Source organism: Acinetobacter sp. GG23, assembly GCF_057766365.1.
On record NZ_JBYMDJ010000002.1, the window covers coordinates 1 to 20209 of the forward strand.

The following is a 20209-nucleotide window of genomic DNA, read 5'->3' on the forward strand; positions in this document are numbered from 1 at the left end:
CAAGTTGTTCTTCATAATCTCTTAATGATCTATCTTGCTCTTCGTCAGAGACAAGAAACAACAAGATAATCTTAACAACTCAACGCTTCGCGCTTCGTTCGTTTCAACATATCTCGTTGGTATGCGCCCATTATAGGGCAATTTCCTACACGCGCAAGCGCTTTTGACTGCTTGCTTTATCGAGTGTAGTTTTTTTATGCACCAAATTGGGTCAATTTTATACAAAATAATTATAAGATCTTGTTTTAAAGCAAAAATATTAATTTTTATATTTCTGCTTTAATTTGTATTACTTTTTCTCGGGTGCTGCTTTAACAGTCACACTAACGATTTTTACTGCTTGCTTAGGTACATTTTGATGCATTCCGAAGTTTGCAGTCGGAACTTGAGTGATTTTATCGACCACGTCCATACCTTTAGTAACTTTACCAAACACGGCATAGCCTGCATTCATCTGGCTTTTATTTAAAAAGTCATTATCTACTGTATTAATAAAGAATTGGCTGCTTGCAGAATTTGGACTATTGGTACGCGCCATCGCTAAAGCGCCACGGATATTTTTCAAACCATTATACGATTCATTTTGAATAGGAGCTTTGGTTTGCTTCTCTACCATGTTGGCATCCATTCCTCCCCCCTGAATCATGAAACCCGGAATCACGCGGTGAAAGATGGTGCCGTTATAAAAGTTATCCTTTATATAGCCTTCAAAATTTTTCGCTGAAATAGGGGCTTTATCATTAAAGAGCTCTATTTCAATATTTCCCATAGATGTTTTCATTTCTACAATCGAGTTTGCCGCGATTGCTTGCAAACTCATAAAGGCAGCACTCACAGCGAATAGCGTTTGTTTTAACATTTCTTTACTCTTCTACTTCAAGTTGTAATTGTGAATGTCTATATATTAATCGTTCATTATAAATAAAACAGCATCTCTTTTTGAGATAAAACGAGAATGACAATGAATGAAGAATTAATTGCTAAAAATTTTCATCATCCTCCTTGGCATTTACATGGTGATGCCTTTATTTTGAATTATTGGTTAACACCGAACTTTATTAAATCTAATCAAGCTTTCCGGCTTGCTCCCTCTCCGATTGGACGCGTTATACAGATCATGTTGGTTCGTTATCATAAATCCCCAGTGGGGCCATATGATGAGCTGCTGATTCTCGATCATCCATTAATGAGCAAAAGACATTTATCTTCGATTCCTAAAATTTATGTATCTACCCAAGCCTCTGTGATAAATGGTCAACGTTTTTGGGGAATTCCAAAACAATTGGCTCAATTCGAATGGGTGATCAAAGATGATGTGGTGTATTGTAATATTTCATTTCAGCAGCAAGAAATGAGTTTGCATCTACAAAAGTACAAACATAGTCAGACTTTTTATATTAATAGCCATCACATACCTGCACAGCTACTCAATATTCATCAGACTTGGCAAGGTTTACATTATCAGTTCAGCCCGCAATTTCGTGGCAAGCTATGTAAACTTAAACAAGCCTCTTGGAAAAATACGCTGGATATCTTTCCAGATTTTTCTCAAGCTAAATATTTACAGAGTTTTTATGTTCCCGAATTTAAACTCACGCTACCTTCAGCCAAAATGAATAAAAAATAAAAAGGTGTTTCACGTGAAACACCTTTTACTTAGATAGTCGAATTTATTAAAAAAGCTTAAGCGTGTTTATCCCAAAACCTTCTATAGTTTTTACTGATTTCAATGAAGTACTTTTTAGCTCGATAAGAAACTGGGGTTAAATTCACGAAGCCATGCGCTTGATCACTATATTCCTGATAATGCACTTTTACGCCCCGATGACGTAACTTATAGGCATAAATTTCACCTTCATCATGCAATACATCATGACCCGCGGTAATCACAAATGCAGGAGGTAATTTTTCATGTTTGCCATAGGTCGGTGAAACCATCGGATCATCCAGTTCAACTTGATGAGTTTGTACATAATAGTGAGTTACAAAATCGACATCTTCACCGGTCAGAACCAAGCCTTCTTTATAAGCATGGAAGGATGGATGACGGCTTTTAAAATCTACCGCAGGATAGAGCAGCAATTGCGCTTGCGGTGCATAAACTTTGTTGGCACTGCGCTGGGCAACGACCGCACTAATATTGCCGCCGGCGCTATCCCCGGCGACCGAAATTCTGTTTTTTAAGATTTTAAACTGTTTTCTATTTTGATATACCCATGCCAGTGCATCTTCACAGCTTTGAATGACTTTTCTTGGGCTGGCTTCTGGTGCCAATGGATAGTCAATACTCAGTACCTGAACTTTTGCATGTACGGCAAGTAAACGACACACCTCATCATGAGAGTCTAGACTCCCCACCACAAAACCACCGCCATGGTAAAACACCACCATCGGAAGTTTTTTATTCGGTGCAGGATGATAATGCCGCGCGAAAATGGTGCCACTATGTAAAGGCAGCCGTATATCTTCAACCCGCTTTACTGGCGTGGGCTTACTCTTAATTGCCTGCATTTGTAAATCAAAATTTTTACGCGCGTGGATAACATCTTCACCAATGAAACCGCTATTGCCCTGTTTTAACTGAGCGGCCATCATGCATTGAATTAAAGGATCAAGTTCAGGATATTGGTGCGGATATCTTAAAATTTTAACTAAAGACTTTTGTGCAAAAACCGGTAACCGATCCAAGGTACGTGCTGCCGTGCCTTGCCCTTTTTCTATCATTGTCTGTAGCGTTCGATTAAAAGCAACCATCGATATTCCTTCCTTTTATTATATTCTTCACATTTTCTACATGATCGGCAAATAAGTGACCATACTCTTATATAAGTCTAATCATCTGTATACACAGTAAAAACATTCATACGCTAATCTTCTTTTTATATCTTGTCATTGACAATTTCCATGTATATTTCGGAGTTTTTTGCTACTCCTTAAAAGAAGAAGGGTGCAAACCATGACTAAAAAACTGATTATACTCGGTTTAACCACTACATTTTTAGCTGTAGGTTGTGTGGCATTTCCCGAAGATGGCGGTTATCACAATGGAGCTTATGATAATCGCTATGACCGTCGCTATGATCGGAATTCTGATAATCAATATGACCGAGAGCGGGACCGTCAACGTTGGGAATATCAACAACGTCAAAATCGAATTGAGCTTGAACGCAAAAAACGTGAGCTTGAACGTCGCCAGTGGGAACAAAATCGTCAAAAGCAGTCTGATTGGGAGCGTAAAAAACGTGAACAGCAACATCAACTAGAACAGCGTAAGCGAGCTGCTGAACAAAATCGAAATAACCAGTCGAATTGGGATCGCAAAAAGCGTGAACTTGAACGCCAACGCTCAGAGCAACAGCGTAAAAAAATTCAACAGCAAGGTAAATCTCAAGAAAAACGTTGGGATGATCATCGTCGCGATACTGATAAGCGCGTTCGAGATCGTCGCGACAATTAAAAATTCTGTTATTTACTCAATGCCCTTTTAACAAAGGGTTTTTTTATAAAAATCATGAGCATCAACATATAATGCTGTAAAGATTTAATTGTTATACAACGGCAGGACAATAATTGACTTAATATCGACTTAAAATAAGTCATGAACAATAGCTTGCTTTATTTTAGGCAAAAAAAAGCTTACCCATAGGTTGGGTAAGCTTAGAAAACAGATTTCACAAATACCAATAAGAAACTACAGCGATAGAATCTGTGTGAGATAATAATTAACCTGTGCTTTTTTGTAAAATAGATAATTTATTTCATAATGATCGTTTTTAAGTATAAGTTGGGTATTCCACCTCACAACATTAATTTCGCTTGGTATTTCCTATCTCTTCCCTATCTTATTTCAAACACTATCCGATATACAGATTGATAGAGCGCGACAAAACTTGATTCTTCCATTAATTGATAATCAAGTTTTCACATAGGCTGCTTTGTTGTTTTATCTATTCGCTCATTATTGACCTATAAAAAAGCTCATAATTTTTACCTGAATGTTCGAAAAACCCTGTTTTTTTGATAATTTTACTCAAATTAAACAGATTTAATTGATTGTCTCGCTTGATTTTTTATCGCCTGCCCCGACCTTTGTATTAATCATGAATTTTATCACTCATGGCAGTTCAGGATTAACCCAGTTAGCACTGAAGCCAAAAGGACTGTACATGTTTAAGAACCCATTTAAACGGAGTAAATCTATGGCGGCTGAGCAAAATCAACAAGCTCAAGATCTAGGACAAGAGCAAGCTGATCAACAAACCACACAAACTCAAGCTGAGACACAACAAGTTGAAGTTGCAGTTGAAGATTTACAAGCCCAGATCACTAATTTGCAAGAAAGTTTAAAACTTGAGAAAGCACGTACAGCCAATGCAGTATATGAAGCGCAAAAAAGCGTGGAACGCATTCAACGTGATGCTGAAAAGCATAAAGAAACTGTGATTGAGAAGTTTGCCAAAGAATTACTCGACACTGTCGATAATTTAGAACGCGCCATTCAAGCTGCAGGAGATATTGAATCTCCATTACTTGAGGGTGTGCAACTTACATTGAAATCACTGTTAACTACACTAGAAAAATTCGGTGTAGTTGAAGTGGATATGAATAATGGTTTCAATGCAGACTTGCATCAAGCAGTGGGTATCGCACCTGATGTTAAAGCAGGTGAAATTGGCACTGTATTGCAAAAAGGTTATACCTTATCGAACCGTTTACTTCGTCCAGCAATGGTCTTAGTCGGTCAATAAGGTAAAGAAATTCGAGAGTTTTTCACTTTTTTTAAGGAAATAAACTTGAAAAATTTTGAATGGCTCTCATATCGGATAACAAGCAAAAAACATTGCAAAAAATAATTTTGAGGAAGCATCCAAATGGCTAAAATCATTGGTATTGATTTAGGTACTACAAACTCTTGCGTAGCAGTACTTGAAGGCGACAAAGTTAAAGTTATCGACAACGCTGAAGGCACTCGTACAACTCCATCGATTATTGCGTATAAAGATGGCGAAATTTTGGTCGGTCAATCTGCTAAACGTCAAGCAGTAACCAATCCTAAAAATACATTATTCGCAATTAAACGTTTGATCGGTCGTAAGTACCAAGATCAGGCGGTTCAAAAAGATATCGGTCTTGTACCTTACAAAATCATTCAAGCGGACAATGGCGATGCTTGGGTTGAGGTAAACGATAAAAAATTAGCACCACAACAAGTTTCTGCTGAAATCTTGAAAAAGATGAAAAAAACTGCAGAAGATTATTTGGGTGAAACTGTAACTGAAGCAGTAATTACTGTTCCTGCTTACTTCAATGATGCGCAACGTCAAGCCACTAAAGATGCTGGTCGAATTGCAGGTCTTGATGTTAAACGTATCATCAACGAACCAACTGCTGCGGCACTTGCGTTCGGTATGGACAAAAAAGAAGGCGACCGTAAAATCGCGGTTTACGACTTGGGTGGTGGTACTTTCGACGTATCCATCATTGAAATTGCTGACCTAGATGGCGACCAACAAATCGAAGTATTGTCGACTAACGGTGATACCTTCCTGGGTGGTGAAGACTTCGATAACGCTTTAATTGAATACCTGGTTGAAGAGTTCAAGAAAGAACAAGGCTTTAACTTAAAACAAGATCCACTTGCGTTACAACGTTTGAAAGAAGCTGCGGAAAAAGCAAAAATCGAGCTTTCTTCTTCTAACGCAACTGAAATCAACCTTCCATATATCACTGCTGATGCGACTGGTCCTAAACACTTGGTGATCAACGTAACTCGCTCGAAACTTGAAGGTTTGGTTGCTGATTTAGTTGCTCGCACCATTGAGCCTTGCCGTATCGCGCTTAAAGATGCCGGTCTTTCAACAAGTGAAATCTCTGACGTAATCTTGGTGGGTGGTCAGTCTCGTATGCCACTTGTACAACAAAAAGTACAAGAATTCTTCGGTCGCGAGCCACGTAAAGACGTGAACCCTGACGAAGCTGTAGCAATGGGTGCTGCAATTCAAGGTGCTGTACTTTCAGGTGACAAAACTGACGTATTGCTGCTAGACGTAACTCCGTTGACTCTTGGTATTGAGACTATGGGCGGCGTGTTAACAGCGATTATCGAGAAAAACACCACGATTCCTGCGAAGAAATCTCAAGTGTTCTCAACAGCTGCTGACAACCAACCTGCTGTAGACATTTCTGTGTTCCAAGGTGAACGTAAAATGGCGCAGCAAAACAAATTGCTCGGTAACTTCCAATTAGGCGACATCCCACCTGCTCCACGTGGTGTGCCACAAATTGAAGTATCTTTCGACATCAATGCTGATGGTATCTTGAAAGTGTCTGCGAAAGACAAGAGCACAGGTAAAGAACAGTCAATTCAAATTAAAGCAAACTCTGGTTTGAGCGATGCTGAAATTGAAGCAATGATTAAAGATGCTGAAGCGAATGCTGAAGAAGATCGTAAGTTCGAAGAACTGGCTAAAGCACGTAACGAAGCAGATGCACTTGTATCGTCCGCGCAAAAAGCAGTGAAAGATCTTGGCGAACAAGTGACTGCAGACGAAAAAACTGCAATCGAAACTGCGGTTTCAGAGCTTGAAGCTTCAACGAAAGAAAATGACGTTGAAGAAATTAAAGCGAAAACTGAAGCACTTCAAAACATCATCATGCCAATTAGCCAACGTGCTTATGAAGCAGCTCAAGGCGCTCAAGGTGGTGCTGAAGGTTTTGACCCGAACGCTTTCCAAGGTGATGCAGGCCAATCTCAAAAAGCGGACGACGGCGTTGTTGATGCTGAGTTTACTGAAGTTAAAGATGATAAAAAATAATTTGTCGCTTTAATTTGGCTTTAAACAGTTAAAAAAGACCGCGCGAAAGCGCGGTTTTTTTATTTTTATAATTCGAATAAATGTTATACAGTCATTAAAATAAATAACTTTTTAAGCCCTTATGCGCTTGGTTGTACTCTGCCTTTTGGTCATGTTCTTTTTGCTCATGACTTATCAAACTCGAACTCATCCCCAAATTCGGCATAATAATGTGTTGGATCGTATTCAGCACCCATTCGACACACGTCTGCGTTATCGTATTGCAGAAGTCGATCCGCGTTTTGGTTTAACTGAAGATGAAGTGCAGCTCATTAGCCAACAAGCCACGGATATTTGGAAACAAGGTACAGGCAAAGATTATTTTGTCTATGATCCAAATGCCAAACTGGCGATTCATTTAATTTATGATCAACGTCAAGATGAATCTAATCAACGCCGCCAACAACTGGGCAATATCGAACAAGAGCAGCAGATCTGGTCGAATAAAAATCAAAATTTCAAACAATTTAAACAAGAAATAGACCGTGCTAATGCCCTGCTCGAGGCTAAAAAAATCCAGCTTGATGACCAATTAAGTCAATATAATCAGAAAATTGCCGTGATCAATCACAATGGTGGTGTAAAGCCTGCACAACGCGATCAATTCATACAACAACGTCATCAATTACAACAACAAATTTTTGCCCTAGAACAGGAAATCAATGTGTATAACCAAAAAATTCAGCAATTGAATAGCCATGTAGATGAACTGAATCAAATTAACCGTCAGTTAAATCAATCTGTTGAGCAATTTAATCAGCGCTTTCGACCGCATTTATTCGATAAAGGCTTATTTAATGGTAAGCAAATTAATATTTATGAGTTCGTGTCAGCAGACGATTTACGTTTAACTCTGGCGCATGAATTTGGACATGCACTGGGCTTAAAACACAATCAAGATCCTCAAGCGCTGATGTATCCGCTAATGAAAGATCAACAGATGCAAAATTTCAGTTTATCGACAGCGGATTTGGCCCTATTTCAGGCACGTAAGGCCAAGACTGAGATACAATGCAAAAATCCCTTACTTTTTATAAGTATATGCATAGTAATAGAGCGGTAAATAGGCTCATTTCATGTTATTGTGATGTCAAGAAATGACAACATAAAATCTCTGGAGACGCGTGTGAGTTACTACCATATTCTGATTGAAATGAATGATCACATTAGTACAATTGAGCAAACACGTGAGATTGAAATCTTTGATATTATTGAGATTCAGCCTTACCTCCATTCTATTTTATTGCCATTTTTAAACGAACAACTGATCGAGCTGGAAGATGAAAATCTTGAATTTAAAGATATTCTGCATTTGGAAATAAAACAGACCTTATTACCTATTCAGCATCTGATTGAAGAAGAACAACGCCTACTGCCAAGCGATACAGATGTCACTATTACAGCGCATGAAATTTTTAACAATCGTGATTTAAGCCAAGACGTGACCACTGTTATTTTTGATATTTTAGAAGCGGCTAAATTAGAACCCTAATAAATTCTCTATTTCATAAAAAAAGTCCTCCAAATCAGGAGGACTTTTTAATTTTTTTATTAAATTGAGAAGGAAGAACCACAGCCACAGGTCGTGGTTGCATTCGGGTTCTGAACCACAAAACGTGAACCTTCTAAACCTTCAATATAATCTACTGCTGAACCAACAAGATATTGGTAGCTTAGAGAATCAACCAGCATCTTCACGTCGCCATTGACAAATTCCGCATCATCTTCGTTCATACTCTCGGCGAAGTTAAAACCATAAGAAAAGCCTGAACAACCGCCACCTGTAACATAAACGCGTAACATTAATTCTTGGTTGCCTTCACTATCACGCAATTGGCGTACTTTATTCGCAGCATTGTCGGTCAGCACCAGAGCTTGGGCATTCATGTTGGATTCCTCTGTTCAATTCAGTTGCCTTTAAAAGATAAAGACCATATTTGAAGTATAGCATACCCAATATATGGTCAGTATTTGAAGATTTAAAGTCAAATCTGAGTATTTTTCTCAAGATTGTTTGTAGTTCTCATCTTGAAGACTACATTCAAAATTCTTCGGATCTTCCTTACAGCGGAATTGCCATAATAATTTCATCATATGCTTATCATATACACCACGTTTGGTTAAATCGACACGCGATTCGCGCATCATTTTTTGATAGCCTGGCTTATCTACTGCAGGAATTTGCATCCAATATTTTTGTGGAATATCTGCTTTCATTTTACCTAAAATACCAAATGCACGCGGTAACTGACTTCTTACCCATTCACGTGATTTTTGTCCATAGCCTGCTGGAAATTTATCTGGACGGATAATAATATTACCAGTCACTTGTAAAATTGGATAATTTACAATTGCGCCTTTATTACCTAAACCTTTATATAATTCTAGAGGTTTAAATACGGCAGCAGGTGCACCAATTATATCGACCTGACCATTGTTAAATTTGGCCCCAAAATTGGTAACATCCGCACTGACCGCCTGTGCACCAATTTGCTGAACCATGATTTTTTGTGCTTCATCATAATCTAGCACTGCAATTTTTTTACCGGCAGCCTTAGCGACTGTGTTAATGCTACGGTCATTGACCATTAAAAAAGCATCTCCAACTGGAATGACACCCACTACTTCATATTTTCCACGTAGCATATGTTTGGCAAAAGTCGGGCTGGCTAAACCTTGCATCACTTTAACCGCAAGTTTTAAATCAGGAATCGCACCAATAGCATCTAGAGAACCGGTAAAATCGTTAAACTGGCGACCCCGCATACCTGTGACACTAATCGCATCGCATTTACCTGCTTTAAAGTCTTCAGCAATAACTGCTTCGTTTTGACCGACACGTAATTCAATATCAGCCCCCCAATTTTTGGCTGCTAATTGATAATCTTTCATTAAGCTAAAGACATCACCACTTTTACCCACCAAATCGAATACGCACATCACCTGTTTTGCTTGACTAACACCCGTTACAGCACACAGACCTACACCAAGTAATAGCGCTTTAGACCATTGCATCATGAATTTTTCTTCCTTGTGTCTTTGTTTTTATTCAGTTAAAAAATGAATTGTTTTAAGTTTTTATTCATCCTAAATTACATGCTTTCTAGGCTTGTTCTTCTTTTTCTGATAAAAATTTTTATCATTATTTTTTAAGATTACGCCTTTTTTGACTGACAACAATGGCAAAAATGACATATTCAATTCAAAAAAAAGCCTAGATTTAAGCTAGGCTTTCTTTTTGAAAATCAAGATTATTCGCCGCCAAGTGAACATTCGAAATTCGCTTTATCGACAGAACAGCGTGCTTTTTTCAATACCGTCATCATGCTTGCATCGTAAACTCCACGTTTGGTCATATCCATACGGCCTTCGCGCAACATTTTTTGATATTTGGTTTTATCATCTGCGGTTAAGTTCATTTTAAATTTGGCTGGAATACTGGCTTCAAGACGATTAATCATCGCAAAACTTTTTGGCAAGTTTTTCACGAACCAATCACGCGATTTTTGTCCAAAACCAGCTGGGAATTGATCGGGACGAATCACAAAATCTGACGTCACTTGCAGTACCGGAAAATTGAACATTGCCCCATTTGTACCTAGACCTTTGTAGATTTCTAAAGGTTTGTACGCATAGGCAGGCGCACCAACCATATCGACCTGACCATTATTAAATTTCGCCACAAAGTTCGATACATCCGAAATTACTGCCTGTGCCCCTACGCGTTGCACCATGATTTTTTGCGCGTCGTCATAACCCAATACTGCAAATTTTTTGCCTGCTGCTTTTTCAATAGAATTGATACTCTTATCACGTACAAAAATAAAAGCTGAACCTAAAGGTGCAATACCGGCAACTTCATATTTTTTACCGCTTAAATTGCTGACCATTTTCGGTGCATTACGCTTATCAAGCGCAAATGTAATTGCACGCTGCGCAATGGCATTGCTTGGTGCGCCGCCGAGAGCATCAATAGAACCCACAAATTTATTGTATTGACGTGCACGCATTGCCGTCATAAAAACGCCATCACATTTGCCCGCTTTAAAATCATTATCCGCAACAGCTTCATCTTGACGTGGAATTAAATTGATATCAACGCCCCAGCCTTTGGCAGCCAACGCCCATTCCTGTGCCATTTGATAAGACTCACCAGATTTACCCAGTAAATCAAATACGCAAACATCCACTTTTTCTGCTTGTGCTGTGGTCGCTAAACCAATAGCAGACAATGCAGCTACTGCCAGAATCGTTTTTTTCATTAGAGTGGTCCTTTTAGAATCTTGTTGTTTGACGAGTTTCCATCCATGGCACAAATATTATGCAAATTTATTAAAAAAAAATAGAGCATTTACTCCATTTTTTTTCAGCTTAAATGTCAATTGATTTATATTTTTTTAATTTAATAATAAAATCAAAATGTTATATGAAAATTTTATACACTATTAATAAGTAAATTTTAGATATTTTACAAATTACTACAGAACATTATTTTTATTCTCCATTCAAAGAACACTCAAAATTGGTTCGTTCCACAGTACAACGGGCTTTTTTCAATACTGTCATCATCGCTGGTTCATAAATTCCTTGTTTGGTTAAATCAACCCGTCCTTCACGCAGAATTTTTTGATATTTTACTTGGTCTTCTTTGCTTAAATTTATGCGGTATTTTGCCGGAATTTCAGCCTCCATACGTTTAACCATCGCAAAACTTTTCGGTAATTGTTTGACGAACCAACTACGAGATTGCATGCCAAAACCTTCGGGAAATTTATTTTTACGTATAATCAAATCGGCGGTGACATTCACTACTGGAAAATTAATCATTGCTCCTTGCGTACCTAAACCCTTATATATTTCTAGTGGTTTAAAGGCATAAGCAGGTGCGGCAACAATCTCGACTTCAGCTTGATTAAATTTTTTGATGAAATTTGAAATCTCGGACATGACCGGAACAGCACCAACACGCGTGACCATAATTTTTTGAGCATAATCATAATGTAATACAGCGAATTTCTTGCCTTCTGCGCGAGCTAAAGAATTAATTGAACGATCACGGACAAAAATATACGCCAAACCAATTTGTCCAATTCCTGCCACTTCAAAAGTTTCCTTGCCCATGGTATTGATTAGACGTTTTTCATTACGTTTATCAAGTACATAGCTTATAGATTTTTGTGCTATATCATTACTCGGCACCCCACCCAGCGCATCAATTGAACCCGCAAATTTATTGTAGGCACGCGCACGCATTGAGGTCATGTAAAAGGCATCACATTGACCTGATTTAAAATCTTGTTCAACTTTAGCTTCATCTTGATAAGAAATAAGAGTGACGTCTCCTCCCCATTGCTTACTGGCCAAAGCCCATTCTTCAATCAATTTATAAGATTCACCGGCTTTTCCCAACAAATCAAAAACACATATATTTTCTTTTGCCTGTGCCAAATTTGAAAGACTGAAGAAAAGTCCAGTGGATAAAATCAAAATTCCTTTTTTCATGCTAATCCCTAATTTTTTTTATATATTCCCTATGAAATGACTATAATGTTGTTTTAATGGTAAAAATAGAGACTTAATTCTATTTCTGATAAAAGGCTTATTTCGCACAACTTATCACCTTTTTATTTATTTACTTAAAGTCCGTGTTTTATCCACATAATAATGCCTCAGTCTTTTTCTTTTCTCGGTCACTTCCTTTAGAATACACACACCATTTTCTCATTTAGATATTTTAATGATTCAGTTAGATCAACTTTCTATACGTCGCAGTGGACGTGTTTTATTTCAAAAAGCATCCATGCAACTCCATCCAGGCTGGAAAATTGGTTTAACTGGTGTAAATGGTGCAGGAAAATCCACGCTATTTTCTGCTCTACTCGGTGGCATGGAATCGGATGGAGGTTCTTTAACTCGTCCTGCGGTTTGGACTGTTGCGCATATGGCACAGGAAATCAAAGCTTTAAATATGAAAGCGATTGATTTTGTGTTGTCTGGCGATGAAGAGTTTTGGGATATTCAAAATAAACTAGATCATCCAGAAAGCTTAAGCGATGATGAACTTGCACATTTATATGGCCGTTTTGACGAAATTAATGGCTATACTGCACCGTCTAAAGCATCACAATTGATGGCAGGTTTGGGTTTCTTTGAACATCAGTCACAACTGGATGTTTCAAGCTTCTCCGGCGGTTGGCGTATGCGTCTAAACCTTGCGCGTACCTTGATGAGCCGTTCAGATCTGTTGTTACTCGATGAGCCGACTAACCATCTAGATTTAGATGCCATTCTGTGGCTAGAGGACTGGTTAAAAGCCTATGAAGGTACATTGATTCTGATTTCGCATGACCGTGATTTCTTAGATGCAATTACCGATCATATTTTACATATCGAAAATCAAGAACTGATTCTATATACCGGCAACTATTCAACTTTCGAACGTACTCGTAGTGAACGTTTGGCTCAACAACAGCAAGCTTATGAAAAGCAATTAGAAACACGCGCACATTTGCAGAAATATATTGACCGCTTTAAGGCACAAGCCACTAAAGCCAAGCAAGCACAAAGCCGGATTAAACAACTTGAACGTATGCAAGAATTATCTGCAGCGCATGTTGACACCCCATTTACCTTCTCATTCCGTGAACCGACTAAAATGAGTTCGCCGCTGCTTGAACTTGAGCATGCGGATATTGGTTATGGTGATAAACTGATTGTGACCAATGTCAGCCTACAAATCACCCCGACCAGCCGTATTGGTTTGCTGGGAATGAATGGTGCAGGTAAATCGACACTGATTAAATCGTTGGTCGGTGACTTACCCCTGCTTCAAGGGACCCGTAAAGATTCTGAATTACTAAATATCGGTTACTTTGCTCAGCATCAAATGGATGCTTTGGATGGTAATGCCAGCCCAATGCTGCAATTGTCCCGTATTGCCGATAAGAAAATCAGTGAAGCCAGTTTGCGTTCTTTCCTCGGCAGTTTCGGTTTTAGTGGCGAACGCATGGATACCCCAAGTGAAAGCTTCTCGGGGGGTGAACGTGCCCGTCTAGCACTGGCACTGATTGTATGGCAACGTCCAAACGTGTTGATTCTGGATGAACCGACCAACCATTTAGACTTGGATATGCGTCATGCATTAACCATGGCATTACAAGATTTTGAAGGGGCTGTGGTGCTGGTATCGCATGAACGCCAACTGATTGCCAGTGTTTGTGATGAGTTAATCTTAGTGCATGGCGGTCAAAGCCGTGAGTTTGATGGTGATCTCACTGCATATGCAGACTGGTTACGTCAAGCGCGCATCGACATGATGAAGTCAGGTCAACAACATGCTGCACCTGTGAAATCGCAAGTAGAAGTTAAACCGACGATTTCTAAACTGGACAAAGAAGCACAACGTAAAGAAGCTGCGCGTCGTCGTGAACTCAGTCGTCCTGTTCGCAAGAATATTGAAAAAATTGAAGCTCAGATTGCCAAAACACAACCACGTTTAGCGGAAATCGAAATATTACTCGGTGATAGCGCATTATATGAAGCAAATCGTAAAGGTGATTTGTTAAAGCTTATGAATGAACAAACTGAGTTAAAAGCGAAATTGGCTGAAGCTGAAGAACAAATGTTAGAGCTAATGATGGAATTGGAAGAGCTAGAAGGTGCTTGCGAATAAGCCAATCCAACACTCTTAAGTAAAACTAAAGTGATGCTTATTTTATGATCGCAGTACAATTTCAAACGTGTACTGCGATTTTTTAATTTTTCTACATAATACGTTTATAGCAATATCCCTTACCAAGATGTCAGTATCTTTAAATTTAAAAATCCCCCTCTATTAATTTTAAATTCAAAACAGACTTTTCAAATTTAAAAAAAATTACCCACATTACACATAAACCAACTTTAAATTTAAAATAAAAGCATCAGTTTAAGTTGTGGATAAATTAATTTTCACATACTTATGAAACAAAAAAAACTTATCCACATTCGGATTTTCAAAAAATAAGATTTATTATTCATCCTGTTGGGGCTTTTTACGTTTTAAAAACCTGAGTTCGATAATTTTCCAAGTACCTTCATTGACCCATAATTCTTGAATCTTTTTCTGATCTTCCAAACCAATCAAAACCTTACAGTGTGTTAGGTCTCGATCAAACTCGAACTCTTCAAATTCTATCAGTGGTTGTTGCGGTTTCCATACACCATTTTTCACGGCATGAGCAATACGTTCATAACGGGTAAAATTGCTTTCAACTCGACCTTCCTGCTCATAAACCACTTTAAATTGCTCATGTTCATACTGAGCCAATACCTCAAAATTACCGGTAAAAAATGCATTGCTCCAAATGTCCCGAATCTGTTCCAGTTGATTATCCATTGTACTAACCTCGTAATATTGCATGATGATCTCCTTTGCACAGGACTCATCATGACAGAGGAATAAGTCACTTTTATAAAATATAGATGGCTAAAAGTTAATCATATTTAAATGAAAATAGCATAAAAAAAGCACCCCGAAGGGTGCTTTTTACAATTTAACTGATCAATACATTAAGCATCGATATCTGCATTTAAAGCATTTTCCTCAATGAAGGCACGACGTGGTTCTACATCATCACCCATCAAACAAGAGAACATACGATCTGCTTCAATCGCATCATCAATGGTAACTTGCAACATGTTACGGTTTTCAGGATCCATGGTGGTTTCCCAAAGCTGCTCCGCATTCATCTCACCCAAGCCTTTATAGCGCTGAATCATCATGCCGCGACGTGAATCGGCTAAAATATGCTGCCATACTTGATGGAAAGTGATGACATTGATTTTACGATCACCTTTCTGCAAATACGCGCCGTCTTCAAGCAAGCTAAACCAGCTCTTCGAATTTTGCAGTAAACGCTTATATTCACCAGAAGCCAGTAGTCCCGAATCAAGTAAATACGACTGCGGCAAGTTGTGTACATAGATGGTCACACGTGGCCAGTAATGTGCCACTTTAGAACCATCAGCATGTTCTTTTTCAAACACTTCTAAACTGATTTCAGGACGTAAACTTGGTTGATATTTTTCAATCGCAATACGTAACTGTTCAGACCATTGTTTCACATACTCTTCATCTTGATTTTGATCAAGTTTAAATGCATCCAGACCCAATAACCCATCCAGCAAACTTGCAGGATAACGTACGGTTAAACGGGTCAAACTTTTCTGTGAAACCTGGTAATCTTCAATGACTTTTGCCAGGGCCTGACCTGAAATTGCAGGAGATTCAGCACTAATATGCAAAGATAAATCATCAATCGCATTTGAAATCAGGAAGGTTTCTAGAGCATCATTATCTTTAAGATATTGCTCCTGTTTACCTTTTTTCAATTTATACAAGGGTGGCTGTGCAATATAGATATAACCGCGTTCCACAAGTTCAGGCATTTGACGGAAGAAGAAAGTCAACAGTAGCGTACGAATGTGCGAACCGTCGACGTCAGCATCGGTCATGATAATGATTTTGTGATAACGCAGTTTATCCGGATTGTATTCTTCACGACCAATACCACAACCAAGTGCGGTAATCAGGGTGCCGACTTCTTGCGATGAAATCATTTTGTCAAAACGTGCACGTTCGACATTCAGGATTTTACCTTTCAGTGGCAGAATCGCCTGCATCTTGCGGTTACGGCCCTGCTTGGCTGAACCACCCGCAGAGTCACCTTCGACCAAGTATAATTCAGACAATGCTGGATCTTTTTCTTGGCAATCAGCCAATTTACCTGGAAGACCTGCAATATCCAGCGCGCTCTTACGACGTGTCATTTCACGCGCTTTACGCGCCGCATCACGTGCACGCGCCGCATCAATAATTTTACCGGCAATTGATTTTGCCGCTTGTGGATTTTCCAGCAAATAAGCAGAAAATTCCTTGTTCATCGCCTGCTCTACAGCAGGTTTCACTTCACTTGAAACCAGTTTTTCTTTGGTTTGTGAAGAGAATTTTGGATCAGGCACTTTCACTGAAACAATTGCAGTTAAGCCTTCACGTGCATCATCACCCGTCACCGCGACTTTTTCTTTCTTCAGAATATTTTCACTATCCAAATACTGGTTTAAGCCCCGGGTTAATGCTGCGCGGAAACCGGCTAAATGCGCACCACCATCTTTTTGCGGAATATTGTTGGTAAAGCAGCGCACATTTTCCTGATAGGTATCATTCCACTGTAAAGCGACTTCAACAGTAATCCCTGTTTCCGGCACTTGACTGGTAAAATGGAAAATATCATTCAAATGGGTTTTGCCCTGATTGATATATTTTACGAATTCAGAAAGACCACCTTCATAATCAAATACATGTTCAGCATCGATACGTTCATCACGCAATACAATACGAACCCCGGCATTCAAGAATGAAAGTTCACGTAAACGACGCGCTAGAATATCAACATTGAAAATGGTTTGGCTAAAGGTTAATTCACTTGGGTAAAAACGAACGGTGGTACCCGATTCGATTGTTTCACCAATTTCACGTAACTTATAAACTGGATCGCCATGCTGATATTCTTGCTCATACACTTTACCGGCACGACGAATATTCAGTAATAATTTACTCGACAAGGCATTTACAACCGAAACACCCACCCCGTGTAAACCACCAGATACTTTATAGCTATTATCGTCAAACTTACCGCCGGCATGAAGAATGGTTAAAATCACTTCAGCAGCAGATACACCTTCTTCTGGATGAATATCAGTTGGAATACCACGACCGTTGTCTGAAACACTGACTGATTCATCTTCATGAATGGTGACTAAAATTTCATCACAATGACCTGCCAAGGCTTCATCGATGGCATTATCCACCACCTCAAATACCATGTGATGTAAGCCTGAACCATCGTCCGTATCACCAATATACATACCTGGACGCTTACGCACAGCATCGAGGCCACGTAATACCTTGATACTAGAGGAATCATAAGCCTTTTCATTGGTTGGTTCTGTTTGAGAAGCAGCTTGATCTTCTGAACTCATGGTTTCTCCCTAGTGAAATATAGGTCTATCCAAAGATGGTTAAAATCTAAAAAACTATTGCACAACAACTTGAACTTGACCGTTTTCAACATTGAATAATTGATATGAAATAGACAAATCATGTAAATGTTTTTTTACTGATTCGTGCTCTAAAGTGGTAATAAAAACTTGACTACCCAGTTGGCTCAATCGCTCAATTAATCGTCGCTGTGCAGTTAAATCTAATTCTGCTGTCACATCATCTAATAATACCACAGTTTCCTTGTTACAGGCATGCAGCATTGCAATCTGTGACAGTTTTAAGGCCACAATCAGCAGCTTTTTTTGACCGCGTGAAAGCACCACATCAGCATCACCCAGTGTTGTTTTTAAACGTAAATCTGCACGATGCGGACCATACTCGGTATAGCGTCTATCCAGGTCTTTTTGATGATGTACAGTGAGGTCATGCAGCAAGCCAAGCTCGGTATGAAAACCAGGAACATATTCCATCTGAATATCCAGATTAGGCAATAAGTGTTTTAAATCCTGCTCAAAGTAAACCTTCCACTGTTCCACAATTCCACTGCGCTGTGAATGCAGCATTTCACCATATTCGGCTAGCATTTTATTCCATGGCTCTAAATCATTCAGATTAAGATTTCGTCTCGATTTCAACAAACTGTTGCGCTGTTTTAAGGCCCGTGAATAATACTGCCAGGCATGATAAAAATCCGGTTCCACGTGGAACATCAGCCAGTCTATCAATTGGCGACGTGGTTTGGCTCCGTAGTCAATAATGTCGGTACTTTGTGGATCAATATGCTGTAAGGGTAAAATTTTAGCCAACTGACCTTGGGTCGCGATATTGTCGCCATTCACTTTAATCAGTTGCTCACCGGATAACAGTTTTTGCATACCAATCTTTTCAGTCGCAGATTGCGCAAAAACAATTGCGTCACTTGTTTCATTCTGAATATAATTCTTTGGGATATGGGTTCGAAAAGAACGTCCGGTCGCCAGCAAATGAATGGCCTCTAGAATCGAGGTCTTACCTGAACCATTTTGGCCATAAAAGACATTAAACGGCTGCAACTCTTGGAGTGCAACCGCTTTTAAATTTCGAACACGTTCTATATTTAAACGCGTGATAAACATAATTTGATCTGCTAAGAAGTCTGCAAATTAAACCCGCATTGGCATGACAACATAGGTTTGATCTTGTTGCGCTGGATCGTGTACTAATACAGATTGATTGGCTTCAGTCATGGTCATATAGACATCATCACCATCCAACGCACCGAGTACATCCAATAAATATTGCGCATTGAACGACATTTCCATCGGTGCATCCGCATATTGAATGGCTAGATCTTCAATCGCTTCATCTTGCTCTGGGTTATTGGCACGCAGTTGTAAAGAATCAGCGCCAAAATTCAGGAATACACCGCGCAATTTTTCATTACTTAAAATTGCGACACGTTGCAGGGACTGTTTGAATACATTATGAGCAATCGATACGTTTTTATCGCCACCACGTGGAATCACACGACGGTAATCCGGGAATTTGCCATCAATTAATTTGGTGGTGAAACGAACCGTGATATTGCCCTGTTCTTTGTCACGGCTTGGTGCACTAATGGTCACGTTCAATAATTCACGACCAATCAGTAGAGACAATTGCTCGTCTTCAATGCTGAGTAAGCGCTGCAATTCTGCCACTGCTTTGCGGGGCACAATCGCTTGGATGGCTTGGGTGGCGGTGGACGTTGCTGCGGTTTCACATAAAGCCAAACGGTGACCATCAGTAGTCACGGCACGAAGCTGGTTTTGATCAATTTCAAGCAGAGTACCGGTTAAATAAAAACGTACATCTTGCACTGCCATCGCGAAAGCAGTTTTTTCAAACAAGCGTTTTAACTCACGCTGAGTTACCGTTACTTGCGTACCTTGAGCATTTTCACTGCTCAATAATGGATAGTCTTCAGCAGGCAAAGTACCCAACACAAAACGGCTATTGCCCGATTTTAAAATGCAGCGATCTTCAGTAATTTGCAGGTCAATCAATGCCGCAGTCGGTAATGATTTACAAATGTCCATCAGCTTGCGTGCAGGTACAGTCGTTTCACCAGTTTGCAGGCATGCACCTTCGGCTAGCGTCGTACTGGCAACCAATTCCACTTCCAGATCTGAACCGGTAATGGTTAATGATTCATTACTGACTTGAATTTTTACATTAGACAGGATGTTTAAAGTATGGCGACGTTCAACCGCTCCTACGACATGTGACAGAACATTAAGTAAGCTTTCTTTCGCGATTTTCAAACGCACGGTACATTCCTCTAACAACTGAA

The 20209-nt window shown here is 39.3% G+C and carries 17 protein-coding genes; 7 read left to right on the forward strand and 10 right to left on the reverse strand.

What is annotated here, in order from left to right; all coding sequences use genetic code 11:
- Positions 1-289 precede the first annotated feature (289 nt).
- The gene (locus AC3CAU_RS03095) at positions 290-859 is read right to left on the reverse strand and encodes a peptidylprolyl isomerase (protein ID WP_447053826.1); all 570 of its coding nucleotides are present in this window, start codon (positions 857-859) and stop codon (positions 290-292) included.
- 102 nt (positions 860-961) lie between these two features.
- On the opposite strand from AC3CAU_RS03095, the gene AC3CAU_RS03100 reads away from it, so the two are divergent.
- A complete protein-coding gene (locus tag AC3CAU_RS03100) occupies positions 962-1627 on the forward strand; it encodes an acetoacetate decarboxylase family protein (protein WP_424619902.1) in 666 nt (221 codons plus the stop codon).
- Between the two features lie 56 nt (positions 1628-1683).
- Here AC3CAU_RS03100 and AC3CAU_RS03105 read toward each other — a convergent pair whose 3' ends face one another.
- A complete protein-coding gene (locus AC3CAU_RS03105; protein ID WP_447053825.1) occupies positions 1684-2754 on the reverse strand; it encodes an alpha/beta hydrolase in 1071 nt (356 codons plus the stop codon).
- A 202-nt stretch (positions 2755-2956) separates the two neighbouring features.
- Here AC3CAU_RS03105 and AC3CAU_RS03110 point away from each other — a divergent pair, with 202 nt between their 5' ends.
- The 5 genes from AC3CAU_RS03110 to AC3CAU_RS03130 all read left to right on the forward strand — a co-directional run bounded on the left by AC3CAU_RS03110 (position 2957) and on the right by AC3CAU_RS03130 (position 8346).
- On the forward strand, positions 2957-3457 hold the full coding sequence (locus tag AC3CAU_RS03110; protein WP_424619898.1) for a hypothetical protein: 501 nt from the start codon (positions 2957-2959) through the stop codon (positions 3455-3457).
- 742 nt (positions 3458-4199) lie between these two features.
- Entirely contained in the window at positions 4200-4748 is a 549-nt protein-coding gene (gene grpE, locus AC3CAU_RS03115) for a nucleotide exchange factor GrpE (RefSeq protein WP_424619908.1), read from the forward strand.
- Positions 4749-4871: 123 nt separating this feature from the next.
- A complete protein-coding gene (dnaK, locus tag AC3CAU_RS03120; RefSeq protein ID WP_131218056.1) occupies positions 4872-6815 on the forward strand; it encodes a molecular chaperone DnaK in 1944 nt (647 codons plus the stop codon).
- A gap of 121 nt (positions 6816-6936) precedes the next feature.
- Entirely contained in the window at positions 6937-7917 is a 981-nt protein-coding gene (locus tag AC3CAU_RS03125) for a matrixin family metalloprotease (protein WP_424619895.1), read from the forward strand.
- Between the two features lie 51 nt (positions 7918-7968).
- A complete protein-coding gene (locus tag AC3CAU_RS03130; RefSeq protein ID WP_131218121.1) occupies positions 7969-8346 on the forward strand; it encodes a hypothetical protein in 378 nt (125 codons plus the stop codon).
- Positions 8347-8405: 59 nt separating this feature from the next.
- Here AC3CAU_RS03130 and erpA read toward each other — a convergent pair whose 3' ends face one another.
- From erpA to AC3CAU_RS03150, 4 genes are all read right to left on the reverse strand, one after another.
- Positions 8406-8741 carry an iron-sulfur cluster insertion protein ErpA gene (gene erpA / locus AC3CAU_RS03135; protein WP_131218060.1) on the reverse strand — a complete coding sequence of 112 codons (336 nt, stop codon included), beginning with the start codon at positions 8739-8741 and terminating at the stop codon, positions 8406-8408.
- Between the two features lie 117 nt (positions 8742-8858).
- The gene (locus AC3CAU_RS03140; RefSeq protein ID WP_447054349.1) at positions 8859-9869 is read right to left on the reverse strand and encodes a putative solute-binding protein; all 1011 of its coding nucleotides are present in this window, start codon (positions 9867-9869) and stop codon (positions 8859-8861) included.
- 236 nt (positions 9870-10105) lie between these two features.
- Positions 10106-11116, reverse strand: a complete 1011-nt coding sequence (locus tag AC3CAU_RS03145; RefSeq protein ID WP_131218064.1) for a putative solute-binding protein — start codon at positions 11114-11116, stop codon at positions 10106-10108.
- 232 nt (positions 11117-11348) lie between these two features.
- Positions 11349-12356: a putative solute-binding protein gene (locus AC3CAU_RS03150; RefSeq protein WP_424619892.1), complete on the reverse strand. Its 1008-nt coding sequence runs from the start codon at positions 12354-12356 to the stop codon at positions 11349-11351.
- Between the two features lie 235 nt (positions 12357-12591).
- On the opposite strand from AC3CAU_RS03150, the gene AC3CAU_RS03155 reads away from it, so the two are divergent.
- Complete coding sequence (locus tag AC3CAU_RS03155; RefSeq protein WP_447053823.1) at positions 12592-14526, forward strand: ATP-binding cassette domain-containing protein; 1935 nt, start codon at positions 12592-12594, stop codon at positions 14524-14526.
- Between the two features lie 339 nt (positions 14527-14865).
- On the opposite strand, the gene AC3CAU_RS03160 is transcribed toward AC3CAU_RS03155, so the two are convergent.
- The 4 genes from AC3CAU_RS03160 to dnaN all read right to left on the reverse strand — a co-directional run bounded on the left by AC3CAU_RS03160 (position 14866) and on the right by dnaN (position 20186).
- Positions 14866-15231, reverse strand: coding sequence for a hypothetical protein (locus tag AC3CAU_RS03160; RefSeq protein ID WP_131218122.1), 366 nt, complete (start codon positions 15229-15231; stop codon positions 14866-14868).
- Between the two features lie 173 nt (positions 15232-15404).
- On the reverse strand, positions 15405-17876 hold the full coding sequence (gene gyrB / locus AC3CAU_RS03165; protein ID WP_447053822.1) for a DNA topoisomerase (ATP-hydrolyzing) subunit B: 2472 nt from the start codon (positions 17874-17876) through the stop codon (positions 15405-15407).
- 54 nt (positions 17877-17930) lie between these two features.
- Positions 17931-19013, reverse strand: coding sequence for a DNA replication/repair protein RecF (gene recF, locus AC3CAU_RS03170; protein ID WP_424620770.1), 1083 nt, complete (start codon positions 19011-19013; stop codon positions 17931-17933).
- A gap of 27 nt (positions 19014-19040) precedes the next feature.
- Complete coding sequence (gene dnaN / locus AC3CAU_RS03175; RefSeq protein WP_424620772.1) at positions 19041-20186, reverse strand: DNA polymerase III subunit beta; 1146 nt, start codon at positions 20184-20186, stop codon at positions 19041-19043.
- Positions 20187-20209 lie beyond the last annotated feature (23 nt).

Excerpts from the sequence above, each read along its gene's own strand:
- AC3CAU_RS03095 (WP_447053826.1), bottom strand. The coding sequence starts at position 859 with ATGTTAAAACAAACGCTATTCGCTGTGAGTGCTGCCTTTATGAGTTTG.
- AC3CAU_RS03100 (WP_424619902.1), top strand. The coding sequence starts at position 962 with ATGAATGAAGAATTAATTGCTAAAAATTTTCATCATCCTCCTTGGCAT.
- AC3CAU_RS03105 (WP_447053825.1), bottom strand. The coding sequence starts at position 2,754 with ATGGTTGCTTTTAATCGAACGCTACAGACAATGATAGAAAAAGGGCAA.
- AC3CAU_RS03110 (WP_424619898.1), top strand. The coding sequence starts at position 2,957 with ATGACTAAAAAACTGATTATACTCGGTTTAACCACTACATTTTTAGCT.
- grpE (WP_424619908.1), top strand. The coding sequence starts at position 4,200 with ATGGCGGCTGAGCAAAATCAACAAGCTCAAGATCTAGGACAAGAGCAA.
- dnaK (WP_131218056.1), top strand. The coding sequence starts at position 4,872 with ATGGCTAAAATCATTGGTATTGATTTAGGTACTACAAACTCTTGCGTA.
- AC3CAU_RS03125 (WP_424619895.1), top strand. The coding sequence starts at position 6,937 with ATGCGCTTGGTTGTACTCTGCCTTTTGGTCATGTTCTTTTTGCTCATG.
- erpA (WP_131218060.1), bottom strand. The coding sequence starts at position 8,741 with ATGAATGCCCAAGCTCTGGTGCTGACCGACAATGCTGCGAATAAAGTA.
- AC3CAU_RS03140 (WP_447054349.1), bottom strand. The coding sequence starts at position 9,869 with ATGCAATGGTCTAAAGCGCTATTACTTGGTGTAGGTCTGTGTGCTGTA.
- AC3CAU_RS03145 (WP_131218064.1), bottom strand. The coding sequence starts at position 11,116 with ATGAAAAAAACGATTCTGGCAGTAGCTGCATTGTCTGCTATTGGTTTA.
- AC3CAU_RS03150 (WP_424619892.1), bottom strand. The coding sequence starts at position 12,356 with ATGAAAAAAGGAATTTTGATTTTATCCACTGGACTTTTCTTCAGTCTT.
- AC3CAU_RS03155 (WP_447053823.1), top strand. The coding sequence starts at position 12,592 with ATGATTCAGTTAGATCAACTTTCTATACGTCGCAGTGGACGTGTTTTA.
- AC3CAU_RS03160 (WP_131218122.1), bottom strand. The coding sequence starts at position 15,231 with ATGGATAATCAACTGGAACAGATTCGGGACATTTGGAGCAATGCATTT.
- gyrB (WP_447053822.1), bottom strand. The coding sequence starts at position 17,876 with ATGAGTTCAGAAGATCAAGCTGCTTCTCAAACAGAACCAACCAATGAA.
- recF (WP_424620770.1), bottom strand. The coding sequence starts at position 19,013 with ATGTTTATCACGCGTTTAAATATAGAACGTGTTCGAAATTTAAAAGCG.